This is a genomic window from Parvularcula lutaonensis, assembly GCF_014651915.1.
GTDB classification, from domain to species: Bacteria; Pseudomonadota; Alphaproteobacteria; order Caulobacterales; family Parvularculaceae; genus Parvularcula; species Parvularcula lutaonensis.
This window is the reverse complement of the sequence record NZ_BMXU01000001.1, coordinates 1,472,634-1,488,111: the sequence shown is the minus strand read 5'-3', so window position 1 is coordinate 1,488,111 and position 15,478 is coordinate 1,472,634. Positions and strand designations below refer to the sequence as shown.

Here is a 15,478-nt window from a genome sequence, read left to right as displayed (position 1 = left end):
CGTCACCATGGTGAAGCTCCGCCCCATCGATCCCTCAAGGGATGCCGAGCCGCTGCACGCGGTTCTCGGCGACGAGGAGGCGTGCCGCTACCTGCCCGATCCCCCAGGGGCGAGCGTTGCGGACACGCGCGAGAAGCTCGCCCGTTGGGCTGGCATGGCGCCGAAGACCGACTGGGCGATCACCGAGGATGATGGCGACACCGCGATCGGACGGATCACCATTTACGAGAAGGATGGCGGCGTCTGGGAGGTCGGGATCATGACCTGTCCCGAGGCGCAGGGCCGCGGCATTGGCGGCGAGGCGCTGCGGCTTGCCATGGACGAGGTCGACAGGCTCTACCGTCCCCGCCGGATCGAGGCGGACATCGACCCCGACAACACCCCCTCGCTCAGGCTGTTCGAGCGGCACGGCTTCACGAGCGAAGGCGTGCTGCGCAAGCGCTGGGAGACCCATATCGGCCAGCGCGACACGGTGATGCTGGCGATCATCGACACCGATCCCAGGCCGTGGCGGGATGATTCGGCGGGCCGTTGACTTATCCCCACCTTGGTGCCACTTGCCTCGTCTGAAAATCTGACAAGCGGCCGTACGACCGTGTCTGCCTGCACGACCCCTCCCTTCGCGATGAAGGATCCACGAGGACGGGGCAGGGGGCTCCTTCCGACAGGGTAACGCCCTCTCGGTCGTTCGTACGGCTATGGAACGGAGCGAGCGCATATGTTCGACACTCTCTCGGAGCGCCTTGGCGGGGTCTTTGACCGGCTGCGGGGTCGTGGCGCGCTCACCGAAGAGGATGTCAACGAAGCGCTGCGCGAGGTGCGCGTCGCCCTCATCGAGGCGGATGTGGCGCTCCCGGTCGCCCGCTCCTTCGTCAAGAAGGTCAAGGAACGCGCCGTCGGCCGCGAGGTCCTGAAGTCGGTGACGCCCGGCCAGCAGGTCGTGAAGATCGTTCACGATGTCCTTGTCGAGACCTTGGGCGGCGGCGAAGGCGACCATGAGCTGAACCTGAACCGTCCCGCGCCGGTGCCGATCCTGATGGTGGGCCTGCAGGGCTCCGGTAAGACGACATCGACCGCCAAGATCGCTCTTCGCCTGCAGAAGGCCGAGAAGAAAAAGGTCCTGATGGCGTCGCTCGACACCCGTCGCCCCGCGGCGATGGAGCAGCTCGCCGTCCTTGGTGAGCAGGCGGGGGTGAAGACCCTGCCGATCGTCAAGGGTCAGTCGGCAGTCCAGATCGCCAAGCGGGCCATGGAAGCCGCGAAGCTCCAGGGCTTCGACGTTGTCATGCTCGACACGGCGGGCCGCCTGTCGATCGACGAACAGTTGATGGCCGAGGTGCAGGAGATTCACCGCACCACGGACCCGGCGGAAACCCTCCTCGTCCTTGACGCCCTTACCGGCCAGGACGCTGTTCAGACGGCGGAGCGTTTCAAGGAGCGGGTACCGGTCACCGGCGTCGTTCTCACCCGTCTCGATGGTGATGGCCGCGGCGGTGCCGCACTCTCGATGCGCGAAGTCACCGGCGCACCGATCAAGTTTGCCGGTGTCGGCGAAAAAATCGACGCCCTTGACGTCTTCGACCCCGAGCGCATGGCTGGCCGCATTCTCGGCATGGGCGACATTGTCGGCCTCGTCGAAAAAGCCGCCCAGGAGATCGACCAGGAAAAGGCCGAAAAAGCCGCCAAGCGGATGGCCAAGGGCGAGTTCGATCTCGACGACCTTGCCGACCAATTCGTCCAGATGCGGAAGATGGGCGGCATGGGTGCCATCATGGGCATGATGCCCGGCATGGGCAAATTCAAGGAAGCTGCCGAACAGGGAATGGGCAGCAAGGAGCTTGCCCGGCAGGAAGCCATCATCCGTTCCATGACGAAAAAGGAACGGAAGAACCCGAAGATCATGAACGCCTCACGTAAGAAGCGCGTCGCAGCAGGCGCCGGCGTGCAGGTGCATGACGTCAACCGGCTGCTCAAGTCCTACCAGGCGATGAGCACGCTGATGAAAAAGATGGGCAAGGGCGGCAAGCGTGGCATGGCGGCCCAGCTCGGACAAATGCTCGGCGGAGGAGGCGGCGGCATGATGCCGCCCAAGGGCGGCGCGCCCATCCCCGGGCTCGGCAACAGCCCGCTTCCCGGCGGGCTTCCCGGACTGGGCGGCGGGGGCCTCCCCGGCCTCGGCGGTCCAAAGAAGAAGTAACCCACGAACCTCAAGACTAGACCAAACCAGGAAGAACTGATCATGGCACTGAAAATTCGTCTCGCCCGCGGCGGCTCGAAGAAGCGTCCTTACTACCGCATCGTCGTTGCCGATGCCCGTATGCCGCGCGACGGCCGCTTCATCGAGAAGCTGGGCAACTACAACCCGCTTCTGAAGAAAGACGACGAGAACCGCGTCGTCATCGACCTCGAACGCGCCAAGCACTGGCTTGATCGCGGCGCTCAGCCGACGGAGCGCGTTGCGCGTTTCCTCGGCGCCGCCGGCCTGATCGAGTGGAAGCACGGGAACAATCCGAAGAAAGGCGAGCCGGGCCAGAAAGCCAAAGAGCGCCTCGAAGAGAAGCGCGAGAAGGAAGAGGCCAAGAAGGCTGCCGCAGCTGAAGCGGCTGCCGAGGCCGAAGCTCCGGCTGAAGAAGAAGCAGCCGCCGAGTAAGGCGCTTGGCGTCTCAGGACAGAGCCGTGGTGGTCGCGCAATTCGCGGGACCCCACGGCGTGCGCGGAGAGTTCAAGCTCCGCTCCTACACGGAAGAACCCCGCGACGTCTTCACCTATGGGCCGCTCACCTCGCCCAATGGCGCGGTGCTGCGGCCTTCTTTCGTTCGTGAGCTGAAGCCCGGCGTCTTTCTTTGCCGCGACAAGGGGATCTCGTCTCCTGAACAGACGGCGCCGTTCAAGGGCGCTCTGCTCTCGGTTCCCCGGAGCGTTCTTCCGGAGGCGGAGGATGAGGACGATTTCTACGTTGCCGACCTCATCGGCCTTGAAGCCCGCAGTGAAGACGGCACCGTTCTCGGCAAGGTCCGCGCCGTGCCAAATCACGGGGCAGGGGATATCGTGGAGGTGAAATGCAAGGGCGGCTTTGTCCTCGTTCCCTTCACGAAGGAAGCCGTACCTGAGGTGAATATCGATGGCGGTTACATCGTCATCGTTCCGCCTGAGGACGACCCCGACGCCCCCAGAGGCGAGGACGCCTAGTCCTCGTCGGGCAATGCGAAAGTGTGGGAGACGAGCGCCACCAACGGCTCGTCGCCTTGATTCGACCACCAGTGGGTCAGGCCCTCATGCTCCGTTGCGACATCGCCGGGCTCGCGCAGGACCGGCACCTTGCAGTCCGAGCGATACTCGACCGCGGTCCCCGACAAGATGACAGCGCCGCCCTGTGCACTCTTATGGTCATGCATGGAGAGATACCCTCCAGGTTGGATCGTGATGCGGATGATCCGGTGCGCAGCAGTCGGGGCAAGGTCCTCCCGTATACCGACGGTCGCCAGAAGCTCGGCGCTGAAACCGCGGGAATCCGATGGTCCTTCGAAGGCACGGTTTATCGCTTCCTGCCCAGCGGGACAGCTCTCCGCAGAGGCAACGCTCAACGAGGCGAAACCCGCTCCCGCCAGCCATATCCAATTGCGCATGAAAAAAGCTCCCGCCTGCGTGACGGGAGCTTAGGACGGAGCCGATGGCTCCGGCAATCGACATGCAGCTCAGTCGAGCGTGCGTTCGATGCGTTCGACATCGAAGCACTCGATGACGTCGCCGACCTTGAGGTCGTCATAGTTGGCAAAGCTCATGCCGCATTCCTGGCCGGCCGGGACTTCCTGCACGTCGTCCTTGAAGCGCTTGAGCTGCGAAAGCTCGCCTTCGTGGATGACGACGTTGTCGCGGAGGAGGCGGACCTTGGCACCGCGCTTGACCATGCCTTCGGTGACGCGGCAGCCGGCAACACGGCCCACCTTCGAGACCATGAAGGTCTCGAGCACCTCGGCATTGCCGAGGAAGGTTTCGCGCAGTTCCGGATCGAGCATGCCCGACAGCGTGCCCTTGATGTCGTCGATCAGGTCGTAGATCACCGAGTAGTAGCGGATCTCCGTGCCCGATTTCTCGGCGGCGTCGCGGGCCTGTTTGTTGGCGCGGACGTTGAAGCCGATGACCGGCGCACCGGACGCTTCGGCGAGGATGACGTCGCTCTCCGAGATCGCCCCGACGCCCGTGTGAAGGACGCGGACCCGGACCTCGTCATTGGCCAACTTCTCGAGCGCCCCGACGATCGCCTCGACCGAACCCTGGACGTCGCCCTTGATGACGACCGGAAGGTCCTTGATCTCGGCGTCCTGAAGTTGCGCCATCATCTGTTCGAGCGAGGTGCCCGACTTCGATGCGTTGGCCTTTTCGCGCTTCACGCGGGCGCGGTACTCGGCAACCTCGCGGGCACGGGCTTCGTTTTCGACCACGGCGAACTGGTCGCCGGGCTCCGGCACGCCGTTGAGGCCCAGGATCTCCACCGGCTGGGAGGGCACAGCCTCCTTCACCGGCTTGCCCTGGTCGTTGTTGAGCGCGCGCACCTTGCCCCATTCGGACCCGACGACGACGACATCGCCGCGCTTGAGGGTGCCGCCTTGCACGAGAAGCGTCGCGACGGCGCCGCGGCCCTTGTCGAGCTTTGCCTCGACCACCGTGCCATAGGCGGGGCGGTTCTTGTTGGCCTTGAGCTCGAGCAGCTCGGCCTGCAGGGTGATCGCCTCGATCAGGCCATCGAGGTTGATCTTCTTGAGGGCCGAAACTTCGACATCCTGGATGTCGCCGCCCATGCTTTCGACCTGAACCTCGTATTGCAGGAGATCGGTCTTGACCTTGTTCGGGTCCACGCCGGGTTTGTCGATCTTGTTGACCGCAATAATCATCGGAACGCCCGCAGCCTTGGCGTGGCTGATGGCTTCTTCCGTCTGCGGCATGACCGAGTCGTCGGCCGCGACCACCACGATGACGATGTCCGTCACGTTTGCCCCGCGTGCCCGCATCGCCGTGAAGGCTGCGTGACCCGGAGTATCGAGGAAGGTGATCTTGTTCTTGTTCTTGTCGGTGATCTGGTAGGCGCCGATGTGCTGTGTAATGCCGCCGGCCTCGCCTTCGACAACATTGGCGCCGCGCAGGGCATCGAGCAGCGAGGTCTTGCCGTGGTCGACATGGCCCATGATGGTCACGACCGGCGGACGCGGCTCGAGGACCGCATCGTCGGGATCGGGAGCGATCAGGCCCTCTTCGACATCCGCGTCGGACACCCGCTTCACCGAGTGACCGAGGTCCTCGACGATGATCTGTGCCGTGTCGGCGTCGAGCGTCTGGTTGCCGGTGACCATCTGGCCCTGCTTCATCAGCTCCTTGATGAGGTCCGTCTGGCGCATCGCCATGCGGCTTGCGAGTTCCGCAACGGTGATGACGTCAGGAATGACGACTTCCCGCACCTTCTGCGAAGCCTGGTTGCCGCGCTTGGCCCGGCGCGCCTTTTCGCGTTCCCGGGCGCGCTTCACCGAGGCGAGCGAACGCTGGCGCTCGTCATCCTCGAGGGCTTTCGCGATGGTCAGGCGTCCCGACCGGCGCTTTGGCGCTTCCTTGGCATTGCGATCATTCGAAGGCGCGTTGTTACGCTTCTGCTTGATCCTGCCGCCAAGCGCGGAAAGCGGATTGTTCTCGTCCTTGGCGAAATTCGAACGGTCGTTCTTCTTGTCGTCCTTCGAGGCGTCGGAGATGCCCTTGGCCTTGAGCTCCTGCCGACGCTTGCGCTCGGCCTCTTCGGCTTCGAGCAGCTTCTTGGCTTCTTCTTCAGCCTTGCGGCGCGCCTCGGCCTCGGCCGCGCGCTTCTTCTCTTCTTCTTCTGCGGCCTTGCGGGCAGCGTCGAGCTTGGCCTTTTCTTCGGCCTCGCGCCTCTCGCGCTCTTTCCGTTCGGCTTCTTCGCGCTTGGCGCGCTCTGCCTGTTCCTTCTTGGCCTTGGCCAGGGCGATGGCGCGCGCTTTCTTCTCGGCATCGGAAAGCTGGCGCAGCACCTTGCCCTTCTTGGCGGGTGCCGCAGCCTTGGAAGCGGCTTCCTTCTTGGCCTCGGTCGCGGCCTTGCCTTCGGCGGGCTTGACCAGCTTCGGACCCTTGGTCGTGCTCGGAGAACCAGTCTTCGCGCCGCCAGGCCCGACCGCGCGCCGCTTCTTCTCGACCACGACCGTTTTGGTGCGGCCATGGGAGAAGCTCTGCTTGACCGCTCCGGTCTCCCGGCGGCCCACGCTCAGCGTCTTGCGTCCTGACTTCGGTTTTTCTTGCGTATCGTCGCTCATACAATCCTTAAAAGGAGGCCGGTGCCTCCATCGATCCCCGACAAGGTCGGAATAGGGCCAAAGCGCAGGCCCAAAGCGCCCGGCCAGCGCCACACACGTCGCTCGGGCCCGGGGCGCCCCCATAACCGACACGCCCCCTTCGGTCCAGCTTCTCCACAGGGAAAAGACCGATTGATCAGGGACCCAATCCTAACCCGCGAACTGACGCCAGAGGATAACTGACCCCAGGGCCGCTTTGGACGGCCCTCCGCCAAGAAGGAGAATATGAACCGCGTCCTGGCCAAGGGCTTCGCCGACGGTCAGCCTGTCTGCCGGAAGCGGGAGATGGGGAATGCCCGCCGCTTTGTGAAGGGTGTTGGCGAGCTTCGCGGTCTCGGTCTCGCTTGATCCCGCGGGCGTTAAATAGGCGACACCCTTTTTCGCCGCCGCCTTCGCATTGTCGTAACCGATGGCGAGGACGCCTGCCTTCCGGCAAAGGCCGAGCCGGTTGAGGGCCGCTGCAGCGAGGGCGCTTTCCACCTGCTCGGCATAGGCTTCCGCATCGCCGCCCGGCACCTCCACCGGAGCCTTCAAGGCGCGGGCGAAGCCGCCCTTCTTCACGGCCTTGCGCAGGGCGTCCCTTGTCGGGCTGAGCCAAGCGCCCCGTCCGGGCAGGTTCCCTTTGAGGTCCAGGACGATCTTGCCGTCCGGTGCGCGGGCAAAGCGTAGGGCAGGCGCATCCGGCGCCAGCGCCTCGCCGGTGCCGACGCAGCGCCGGTCGTTGCATCGGTTCTTCACGAAGGAAGGCTTGTTCTCGGATGGGTCCGTCATCGGCCGCTGGCTAGGCGGGGGGAGGCGTCCTGTCGAGGGCGCTCAGCCCTCGACCGCTTCCACCGAACCCGCGGCGATCACCTCTTCCATATGGGCGAGCAGGCCGGCCATGCCTTCGTCCCTGACCCGGGCCGAGAAAGCCTGGCGACGGGTGATGAGCGGCGACGTCCGCTCGACCAGCACGTCAAGCAGCTTGAGCTCGCCGTCCTCGAGGACGCGCACGCGCCAGTCGATGTCGGCGCGGGGCTTGCCTTCCTTGTCAACAAGAACCGACTGCACGATGATGTCGCCGGGGCGGCGTTCCAGTGAGTTCTTCACCTGGATCTCACGTGCCGTCAGCTGGCCGATCTCCTCGGCATAGGCGGCGGCGATATAGGCCGGAAAGAGTTCCTCATAGCGCCTGCGTTCCTCGTCGGTGGCGCCTTCGGCGGCATCGCCGGCGAGCAGGAACTTGCCGATCGCTTCGGTGGCGAGGTTGTCTTCGAGGGTCTTGCGCACCGACAGCGATCCTTCGCCGTCGGTCTCGGCGTTGGTTCTGAGTTCGGTGACAAGGTCGACGATGAAGGCTTCGGCCTCGGGCTGGCGCTCCGCTGCGAATGCGGCGGTCACCGCCAGGACGCCGGACGCGGCAAGGGCAATCAAACGGTTGATCATGCGATCTGCTCCCTGAGGGCTGCTCTCCTGCGCCCATATAGGAGCTGCGCGAGCGGCGGTAAGACAAACAACATTGTGGCAAGGACCCAAAGCATCCCCACGGTCAGGAGGGCTCCCATGCTCGCCGTTCCGCGGTGGTCGGACACCACGAGGGAGCCGAAGGAAGCAATGGTCGTGAGTGCGGAGAACAGCACTGCGCGCCCCGTGGGGCCTTGCACGGCGGCAAGGGCGTCCCCGGTTTTCGCGGCCCTGAAGGCAAGGTGGATCCCGCTGTCGATGCCGATGCCGATAATCAGGGGCAGGACCAGGACATTGGCGAAATTGTAAGGCAGCCCGAACAGCGTCCCCGTCGCCGTGGTCAGCGAGCCGGCGAGGACCAGCGGGACCAGCAAGAGGAAGAGCACCGTCACGCTGCGGGTCACCAGCAACACCAGAAGACTGACCAGAACCGCAGCCGTCAGGCTTGCCTGCACCATGGACCGACCGATCACATCGCCGGCCGCCAGCGCGGTGCGCGCGCTCCCGGCAGCATCCGGGGCAAGGGCCAGGACGTCATTGACGAAACGCCTGCGGTCTTCGAGTTCGACCGCACCGCCTTTGGGCAGGATTTCGAGGCGGTAAATCCCGTCCTCGGTGACGTAACGGTCGCGGATCACCTCGGGGATGTCCTCGACGCTGACATAGCTCGCCCGGAACTGCCTGCTCAGCGCCTCGCGCTGGCGCGGCCAGAACTTGAAGACCCGCGGCGCTGAAGCGCGAATTGCTTCGAGGGACAGGCCATCGAGGATCACGCCAAGCCGCGCCGCCGCTTCGCTCTCTTCCTGCCGCAGCGCCATCTGCAGCCGCGCCAATGCCGGCTCGAGATCAGGGCCGAGGTCGCCGCCCGAAATGAGGGCAAAGGAAAGCCCGACGCTCGCTGCATCGATCAGGCTCAGTTTCAGGTCCTGATCCTCGGGGACGAAGCTGAACAGGTGCCGCGTGCTGTCGACACTGGCGGGCTGCTCGAGGATAGCGGCCCGCTCGCGCAACTCTTCCTCGCTCCGTGCCAGGACATTGAGGCGGTAGGGGGTCGCTTTCTCGTCTTCGACGACGATGTCGAAGGCGATGACCGATGGCGCGCTCTTGGCCCTCAGGGCCATGGGATCGGCGTCGAACCGCGCCTTTGGCAGCAGGAACAGCGATGCTACGCCAAGAAGGGCGACGACCGTTCCTACTGGCCAGACGATGATCCTCAGCAGGCCGCTGGGTGCGCGGGAGACCGCTGGCGTCTCGGGCGCCGGGACGCGCACCACCGCCGGGATCAGGGTCATGGCCACGAGGAAGGCGATCAACACGCCGAGCCCCGCGATGACGCCGAGCTGGTTCATGCCGATGAACTCGGTCGGCGCGAAGGAGAAGAAGGCAAGTGCCGTGGTCGGGGCGGTGAGGGCGAGGGCCGTGCCGATCATCCGCACGGTGCGGTAGGCAGCAGCCCGGTCGCTCAGCCCTCGTGCCCGTTCATGACGGATATGCACCAGGAGGTGAATCGAAAAGTCAGCGCCAAGACCAACCATCAGGACGGCAAAGGCCACCGAGATCAGGTTGAGCTGTCCGAAGATCGCCACCGCGACGCCAGCGGTCAGCACCACCGACAGCGCGATGGTGACAAGGCAGGCGCCGACCAGCCGCGTCGAGCGGAAGGCGAACCAGAGCAGGATCGCCACCATGATCCCCGAGAGGCCCAGCGCCCACCCGATGCCACTGGAAACCGCCTCGAGCTCTTCCGTGCGCAGGACGGGCTCGCCGGTAATCAGGACATCGGCGACATACTGGGTTTGCACCCGCACGGCATCGGCTTCGGCAAGGATCGCATCCTTCACCGCCTTGGCAGGCTTCAGCTTGGTGTAGTCGAGCACCGGGTCGAGGCTGAACAGCACCTGTGCTTCAGGTGGCTCGCCGGTGGAAAGCAGGGTCTGCCACGACAGGACCTGATCCTCAGAGGTCAGGACCTCCGATAGCTGCGTGTAGAGAGCGTCGAGGGTTTCCTGGTCGGTGGTCGCGCCGTCATTTTCTGCGGCTTCGGCCAAGGCGTCGAAGAGGGTGGCGAGGCTGGGGTCCGGCCCCAGCCGCTCGATCAGCGGCGCCGCATTGGTCAGCCGGGCCAGAAGGTCTTCGAGCTCGGACACCTCGAGAAAGAGAAGCCCGTTCTCCTGGAAGAACGGCTCGGACGGCGGCGCCAGGATCGCGCGGACTTCCTCGCGCTCCTTGAGCCGTGCCGCCAGCTCCTCGGTGAAGGCCGTGGCCTCATCGGGCGTTGCCGCACGCACCACCACGATGACCTGGTCCTCGAGGTCGGGAAACGCTGCCTTCAGCTTCGATGCCGCGACGCGGAAGGGCGCGTCCGGGCTGATCATGTCCGAGCTATCGGTGTTGATCGCAAGCCGGGTTGCCACCTGCCAGACGGCCAGCCCGGTCATCAGGGCCCAGAACAGGATCACGACCAGCCGGTTGCTGCGCGCGAAGGAGATGAGGCGCCAAAGCGGGCCTTCGAGAAGGGTGGTGTTCACGGGCGTTCGGTCCGGGGCTTAGAAGTCGGGCAGGTTCTCGTAGGGATCGCCGTCTTCGTGGAGCTCGGCGGCCTGGCTCTGGAGGTAGAGGGAACGCAGGAGAATGTAACCATCCTCGGATGTGTACACTCTCTCGAGCTGCTCGTGGCTGTCGATGCGGCGCTGGGCGGTCCGCTGGGTGACGATGGCGATGCGGTACTCGATGCCATCGGGCAAGACCAGCTGCGTCGTCGGGCCGAGGCCGAGCTTGGCGAGAGAGCTCAGCACACCCCGCGCCGTGGTCGGCCCGATGAAGGGCGCCACGAAATAGGGCCCTTCCGGGACACCCCAGTTCCCGAGCGTCTGGCCGAGGTCTTCAGGTCGGCTTTCGAGGTTCCACCAATTCGCTGCCGGATCAAAAAGCCCGCCCACGCCAAGGGTCGTGTTGATAGCGAAACGGGCTGTCGAGTGCCCGGCATCCTCGAAATCGAGCTGCAGCAACTCGTTCAGCACATAGCCGGGCGTGAGGATGTTTTCCGTCACGTTCGCCGCCGAGCGCCGCACGGGTTGGGGCAGGAGGAACTGGTAGAGGTCCGCTGCTGGCTTGATGTAGAGATCGTCGACGATCCGGTTCGCGGCCAGTGCCCGCCGGTTGTAGCCTTCGAAAGGATCATTCGGCTCGGCATAGCTCGGCGCGGGCTCGAGCCGCTGCGGCGTGGTCGTGCAGGCGGCGCTCAAAAGGGCGAGGGCAAGCAGCAAGGCGGATCTCATGGACGACAACTCCGGCGTGTTCGGCCCCATCTGGGCAGAGACACGTCGAGCGCAAGCTTCGTGCCCCGTGGAAGGTGCTTTGCCACATCTGTGATCCGGCGCGAAAGCCCGCGGTGACCTTCTCTTCGTCCACGCCGATCTCCCGAAGCGGCACCTTACCCGCCTCAACCATCTCGACACGGCAAAAGATTACATCCCGGAAAGAACTGCGCCCTTGGCCGCAGCTTTTTGCAGCGCCTAAGCGAAGACGCATCGGTTTGGAGAGACCTATGGCCCATCCCCTGAGCGGCGCGCGACTGTCCGTCCTGCGCCGCGTCCTGTCCGAAGCGGGGACTGTCGACCGCGGCAGGCTGGCCCCGATCATGGGCTCGGTCCTCGGCCGCACGCCGTTTACCGCGCTCGAAGGACAGATCGAGAAGGGCCTCCGTCCCAAGGAGGAGCTCGAGCCGCCGATCTTCCTCCTCGGCCATTGGCGCTCGGGCACCACTCATCTCTATAACGTCATGAGCCTCGGCGGCTTCGCCTATGTCCCGCCTGTGGCGACGGGCATGCCGTCAGAGATGCTGACATTGGGAAAGTGGCTGCGGCCGATGCTTGAGAAGCAGCTCCCCGACAGCCGCTATATCGACAACATTCCCGTCACCCCGACCTCTCCGCAGGAAGACGAGATCGCCCTCGCCAATCTCTCGGCGATGAGTTTCTACCACGGCATCTATTTCCCCGAGAGGTTCGACCGGTTCGTGAACAGAGGGCTGTTCTTCGACGACGCCTCGCTGGAGGACATCGCCCAGTGGGAGGACGCCTTCGTCCTCTTCATGCGCAAGCTTGACCGGCTGTTCCGTGGACGGAGGATCCTTATCAAGAACCCGGTCTATACCGCCCGGCCCGCACAGCTCCTCAAGCTCTTCCCCGGCGCGAAGATCGTCCACATCCACCGCGACCCCTTCGACGTCTTCCCGTCGATGCAGAACTTCTACCAGAAACTCTTCCCGCCTCTGGCACTGCAGCCCTATGACCATGTTGATGTGGACGGCACCATCCTCCGCGTCTACGACCGCATGATGCGTCAGTTCACGGAAGAGACGGAGGGCCTCACCGCACCCGACTACGTTGAGGTCGCCTATGCCGACCTCAACCGCGATGCTATCGGCACGCTGGAGACGATCTACCGCACCCTCGACCTGCCCGGCTTCGATGCGGCTCGGCCAGCCTTCGCCGCCTATCTCGACAGCATCAAGGGCTATCAGAAGAACAAGTTCCGCAAAGCCGATCAGTGGACAGATAAAGTAGCCGAAGCCTGGGCGCCGTGGCTCGACCGCTGGGGCTACGAGAAACCCGCATGAGGTACTGCGTACCGTTATTGTTGGCTCTTGCTGCTTGCGGCGGGGAGGAGTTGGGCAACGTTCGTTTTGCCGCCGAGCAGTGCCGGACTGTGGAGCTGGTCGATGCCGAGACCGGCACGACTGTGGTGGGTGCGGAGGATCTCTCGCTCAGCTCGAACACGCTCTGGGTCTCCGCTTACGATCGGCTCGCCAACGCTGAAGGCGGGGTATATGATATTCAGCTGGCTGATCTTGGGGGTGATGAGGTCTCGGTTACCCCATTCCTCGCCGATATCCGGCCACACGGGATCAGCGGCGGAGAAGGTTATGTGGATGCGATCGTTCGTGATGGGGTCGGTAATGTCTCGCTCTTAAAGGCCCTTCGGACCCCAACAAGAATCCTGACGCTGAAGACGAGCGATCTTCCGTGTGGCGCCAACGACCTCGTGCAGGGGTGGGAGGAGACGGCATACACCGTGGATCGCGACACATGTCAGGGCGCGTTTCATGAGCGCGTCCTTGGCAAGCCTTCGGCCCGGGTTGAACACCTTCTCGGTGTCGCGAAGACGCGTTCGGTGCTTCTCGACGGCCTGAAACTGGCAAACGGGATCGCTGAGTATGGGGACCAACTCTGGATAGCAGAAATGCGCGCGAAGCGCCTCATCAATCTTGACCGCGAGACCATCGACCTCCCCGGCGCGCCAGACAACCTGAACGCGTCCTCCGAAGGTATCGTTGCAGCCCTCCAGCCGCAGCTCTGGCGTTTCGGTCTCTACCGCTACGGCCATTCCGAACGGGCCCCGACACGGATTGCGCTGATCGATCCCGTCACGGAAGAAATCGAGATCCTCTACGACGATCCCAAAGGCACGCTCCTCTCCGGCGCCACCGCGGCCGTCCTGACCGATGACGGCACCATGATTGCCAGCTCGGTCCGCGGCGACCGACTTCTCGTCTGTGAGCCTTCGCCGTGAGCAGGCGTATCCTCGTCACTGGCGGCGCAGGGTTCCTTGGCCGCCATCTCTGCCGCATGATCCACGAGCGCGGCGATGCCGCTGTCTGCCTTGATCTTCATGCGGAGGAAGGCGCGCCATGGCTCTCGATCCGTGGCTCGGTCATCGAACCGTCCGCATGGGAGACCGTCGGCAAGGTCGACGCCGTGATCCACGGCGCGGCGATCACGGACCTCTGGCGCAAGGACCCCTCGGACTTCGACCGCATCAACCGCGGCGGCGCGGAAATGGCGGCCCTCTTCGCCAAGCAGCACGACGCACCCCTTCTCCTCGTCAGTTCGTACACGGTGCTCATGGGCCGAGGCACCCGGTCCGAGACCCTCATCGACGGGGTCAGCCTGCCGCCGCCCCTCGACCTCATCGGCGCCTACCCGACCTCGAAAAGGGCGGGGGAGAAGGCCGCCCTCGCTGCCTGGCCGCAGACCGTGATCGTCCGCCCCACCGCGCCCATCGGCCCCGGAGATTTGACGCTCACCCCGCCGATGAAGATGACCCGCGACGTCGCGGCGGGGAAGCTCCCCGGCGTCATGGCGGGCCGGATCAACATCGTCGATATCAGGGACGTCGCGGCGGCAACGTTCGCGGCGCTCGACCGGGGAAAGCCGGGCAAGGCCTACCTCCTCTCAGGCGAAGACCTCACGCTCCGTCAGTATGCGCAGAAAGTCGCGGCTGAGGCGCGCGTCGATCCGCCCGCGCTGACCGTGCCGCCGATCGTCGCCCGCGCTGCGGCGAGGATTGAGGCGATGGCCTGCAAGCTCACAGGCCAGCCGCCTACCGCACCAGCCGACGGTGTCGATCTCGCCGCGCTGCCTGTCAGGTTCGACAACCGCCTCGCCCGCGAGGAGCTGGGCTTTGCCCCTCGCGCCACGGAGGAAGCGATCCGGGATGCGGTCGCCTTCTTGCGTCAGGAAGGTTTCCTCGCAGGGTAGCTCCGCCCTTTCCATTCCCCGCCGCGCCCCTGCCAGTGCCGCCAAGCCGACAGGCAGGTGAACCACACGAAAACCGCCGCCGCCAGCGGAAGACCCAGCGCCTCCCAGCGCCGGCGGCCATAGCGCTTGAGTGTCGGCATATAAGCGAAGGCCATCAGTGCCCAGACGAGAAGGCCCAGCATGCGTGCATCGCCATCACCGAAGAGCACGGCCAGCGGTGCGGCGAGATAGATAACGAACATCCCGACGAGCGTCCCGGCCAGCATCAGCGGGTTGTGGTCGAGCTGCGTGTAGGCCGTCCGCGCGACCATCGTCTCCATGGCGCGGTAGCTATCGTTCTTCCGAAGGCTGACGGCCTGCGCGAAGGGCGAGGAGTGGTAGAGTCCGATCTTGCGCCCGGTCGCCTTGACCCGCGCTGCCAGCGTGCAGTCGTCGATCAGCGCGCCGCGCATCGCCTCGAGCCCGTCGATGGCTTCGAGCGCTGACCGGCGGAGCAGGACAACGCCGCCCGCCGCCCCCGCCACCTTCGAGCGCGGGTCGCAGACCTCGGCGAACGGATAGAGCTTCTGGAAGAAAAAGACGAAGGCCGGCACCAGCAGGCCTCCCCAGAACCCTGACGCATCGAGCCGCGCCATGATCGACGCCAGCGCCAGCTTCTCCCGTTCGGCATGGGCGACCAGCTTCCTGACAAGGCCCCGGTCACAGACGATGTCGGCATCCGTGAAAAGGACGTAGTCGGCGTCGGGCATCGTCTCCTCGGCCGCCGCGAGCCCTGCGTTCAGGGCCCAAAGCTTGCCGCTCCATCCTTCGGGCAGGTCCCCGACAGGAACGATGTGCAGCGCGCGGCTGCCTTCCGTTGCCCGGGCCTTGTCCGCCGTGCCGTCGCTCGAATGGTCGTCGGCGAGGAAGACCTGCAGCGCGCCGGGATAGTCGGCGTTCCGGTGGGCCTCGACCACGCGGGCGATCGTTTCCGCCTCGTCCCTTGCCGGGATGACCACGGCCACGCCTGGCCAGCGCTCGGGCTCCTTCGCTGCAGGCAGTGCGATGTCCGCGCGCCAGAACCCCCCGCGCCCGAACAGCAGGAACAGCCAGATGACAAAGGACAGTAACGTGAGCGCAAGCATGGGCGAAAACCTTGATGGA

Annotated in this window: 14 protein-coding genes; 7 read left to right on the top strand and 7 right to left on the bottom strand. The window is 65.0% G+C overall.

What is annotated here, in order from left to right:
* The first annotated feature begins 7 nt into the window (after nucleotides 1-7).
* The 4 genes from IE053_RS07195 (at nucleotide 8) to rimM (ending at nucleotide 3,189) form a co-directional block, all read left to right on the top strand.
* Nucleotides 8-535 (top strand): GNAT family N-acetyltransferase, encoded by a 528-nt coding sequence (locus IE053_RS07195; RefSeq protein WP_189573912.1) that lies wholly within the window; start codon nucleotides 8-10, stop codon nucleotides 533-535.
* 183 nt (nucleotides 536-718) lie between these two features.
* Entirely contained in the window at nucleotides 719-2,197 is a 1,479-nt protein-coding gene (gene ffh, locus IE053_RS07190) for a signal recognition particle protein (protein WP_189573909.1), read from the top strand.
* A gap of 42 nt (nucleotides 2,198-2,239) precedes the next feature.
* A complete protein-coding gene (rpsP, locus tag IE053_RS14570; protein WP_189573906.1) occupies nucleotides 2,240-2,650 on the top strand; it encodes a 30S ribosomal protein S16 in 411 nt (136 codons plus the stop codon).
* A 29-nt stretch (nucleotides 2,651-2,679) separates the two neighbouring features.
* Nucleotides 2,680-3,189 carry a ribosome maturation factor RimM gene (gene rimM, locus IE053_RS07180; protein WP_189573903.1) on the top strand — a complete coding sequence of 170 codons (510 nt, stop codon included), beginning with the start codon at nucleotides 2,680-2,682 and terminating at the stop codon, nucleotides 3,187-3,189.
* On the opposite strand, the gene IE053_RS07175 is transcribed toward rimM, so the two are convergent.
* From IE053_RS07175 to IE053_RS07150, 6 genes are all read right to left on the bottom strand, one after another.
* Nucleotides 3,186-3,626 (bottom strand): cupin domain-containing protein, encoded by a 441-nt coding sequence (locus IE053_RS07175; protein WP_189573900.1) that lies wholly within the window; start codon nucleotides 3,624-3,626, stop codon nucleotides 3,186-3,188. The genes rimM and IE053_RS07175 overlap by 4 nt on opposite strands.
* A 69-nt stretch (nucleotides 3,627-3,695) precedes the next feature.
* On the bottom strand, nucleotides 3,696-6,311 hold the full coding sequence (gene infB, locus IE053_RS07170) for a translation initiation factor IF-2 (RefSeq protein WP_189573897.1): 2,616 nt from the start codon (nucleotides 6,309-6,311) through the stop codon (nucleotides 3,696-3,698).
* 189 nt (nucleotides 6,312-6,500) lie between these two features.
* On the bottom strand, nucleotides 6,501-7,121 hold the full coding sequence (locus tag IE053_RS07165) for a DUF448 domain-containing protein (RefSeq protein WP_189573894.1): 621 nt from the start codon (nucleotides 7,119-7,121) through the stop codon (nucleotides 6,501-6,503).
* Between the two features lie 42 nt (nucleotides 7,122-7,163).
* The gene (locus IE053_RS07160; RefSeq protein ID WP_189573891.1) at nucleotides 7,164-7,775 is read right to left on the bottom strand and encodes a Tgt2/MlaC family protein; all 612 of its coding nucleotides are present in this window, start codon (nucleotides 7,773-7,775) and stop codon (nucleotides 7,164-7,166) included.
* The gene (locus IE053_RS07155) at nucleotides 7,772-10,321 is read right to left on the bottom strand and encodes an MMPL family transporter (RefSeq protein WP_189573888.1); all 2,550 of its coding nucleotides are present in this window, start codon (nucleotides 10,319-10,321) and stop codon (nucleotides 7,772-7,774) included. Before IE053_RS07155 ends, IE053_RS07160 begins: the two co-directional genes overlap by 4 nt.
* Nucleotides 10,322-10,339: 18 nt before the next feature.
* Nucleotides 10,340-11,071 carry an MlaA family lipoprotein gene (locus IE053_RS07150; protein ID WP_189573885.1) on the bottom strand — a complete coding sequence of 244 codons (732 nt, stop codon included), beginning with the start codon at nucleotides 11,069-11,071 and terminating at the stop codon, nucleotides 10,340-10,342.
* Between the two features lie 269 nt (nucleotides 11,072-11,340).
* Here IE053_RS07150 and IE053_RS07145 point away from each other — a divergent pair, with 269 nt between their 5' ends.
* From IE053_RS07145 to IE053_RS07135, 3 genes are read left to right on the top strand one after another with little or no spacing between them, the layout of a single operon-like run.
* A complete protein-coding gene (locus tag IE053_RS07145; protein ID WP_189573882.1) occupies nucleotides 11,341-12,414 on the top strand; it encodes a sulfotransferase family protein in 1,074 nt (357 codons plus the stop codon).
* Nucleotides 12,415-12,464: 50 nt separating this feature from the next.
* The gene (locus IE053_RS07140) at nucleotides 12,465-13,367 is read left to right on the top strand and encodes a hypothetical protein (RefSeq protein ID WP_189573879.1); all 903 of its coding nucleotides are present in this window, start codon (nucleotides 12,465-12,467) and stop codon (nucleotides 13,365-13,367) included.
* Nucleotides 13,364-14,335 (top strand): NAD-dependent epimerase/dehydratase family protein, encoded by a 972-nt coding sequence (locus tag IE053_RS07135; protein WP_189573876.1) that lies wholly within the window; start codon nucleotides 13,364-13,366, stop codon nucleotides 14,333-14,335. The genes IE053_RS07140 and IE053_RS07135 overlap by 4 nt, the downstream gene beginning before the upstream one ends.
* Here the strand turns inward: IE053_RS07135 and IE053_RS07130 are convergent.
* Complete coding sequence (locus tag IE053_RS07130; protein ID WP_189573873.1) at nucleotides 14,311-15,459, bottom strand: glycosyltransferase; 1,149 nt, start codon at nucleotides 15,457-15,459, stop codon at nucleotides 14,311-14,313. The genes IE053_RS07135 and IE053_RS07130 overlap by 25 nt on opposite strands.
* Between the last annotated feature and the right edge of the window lie 19 nt (nucleotides 15,460-15,478).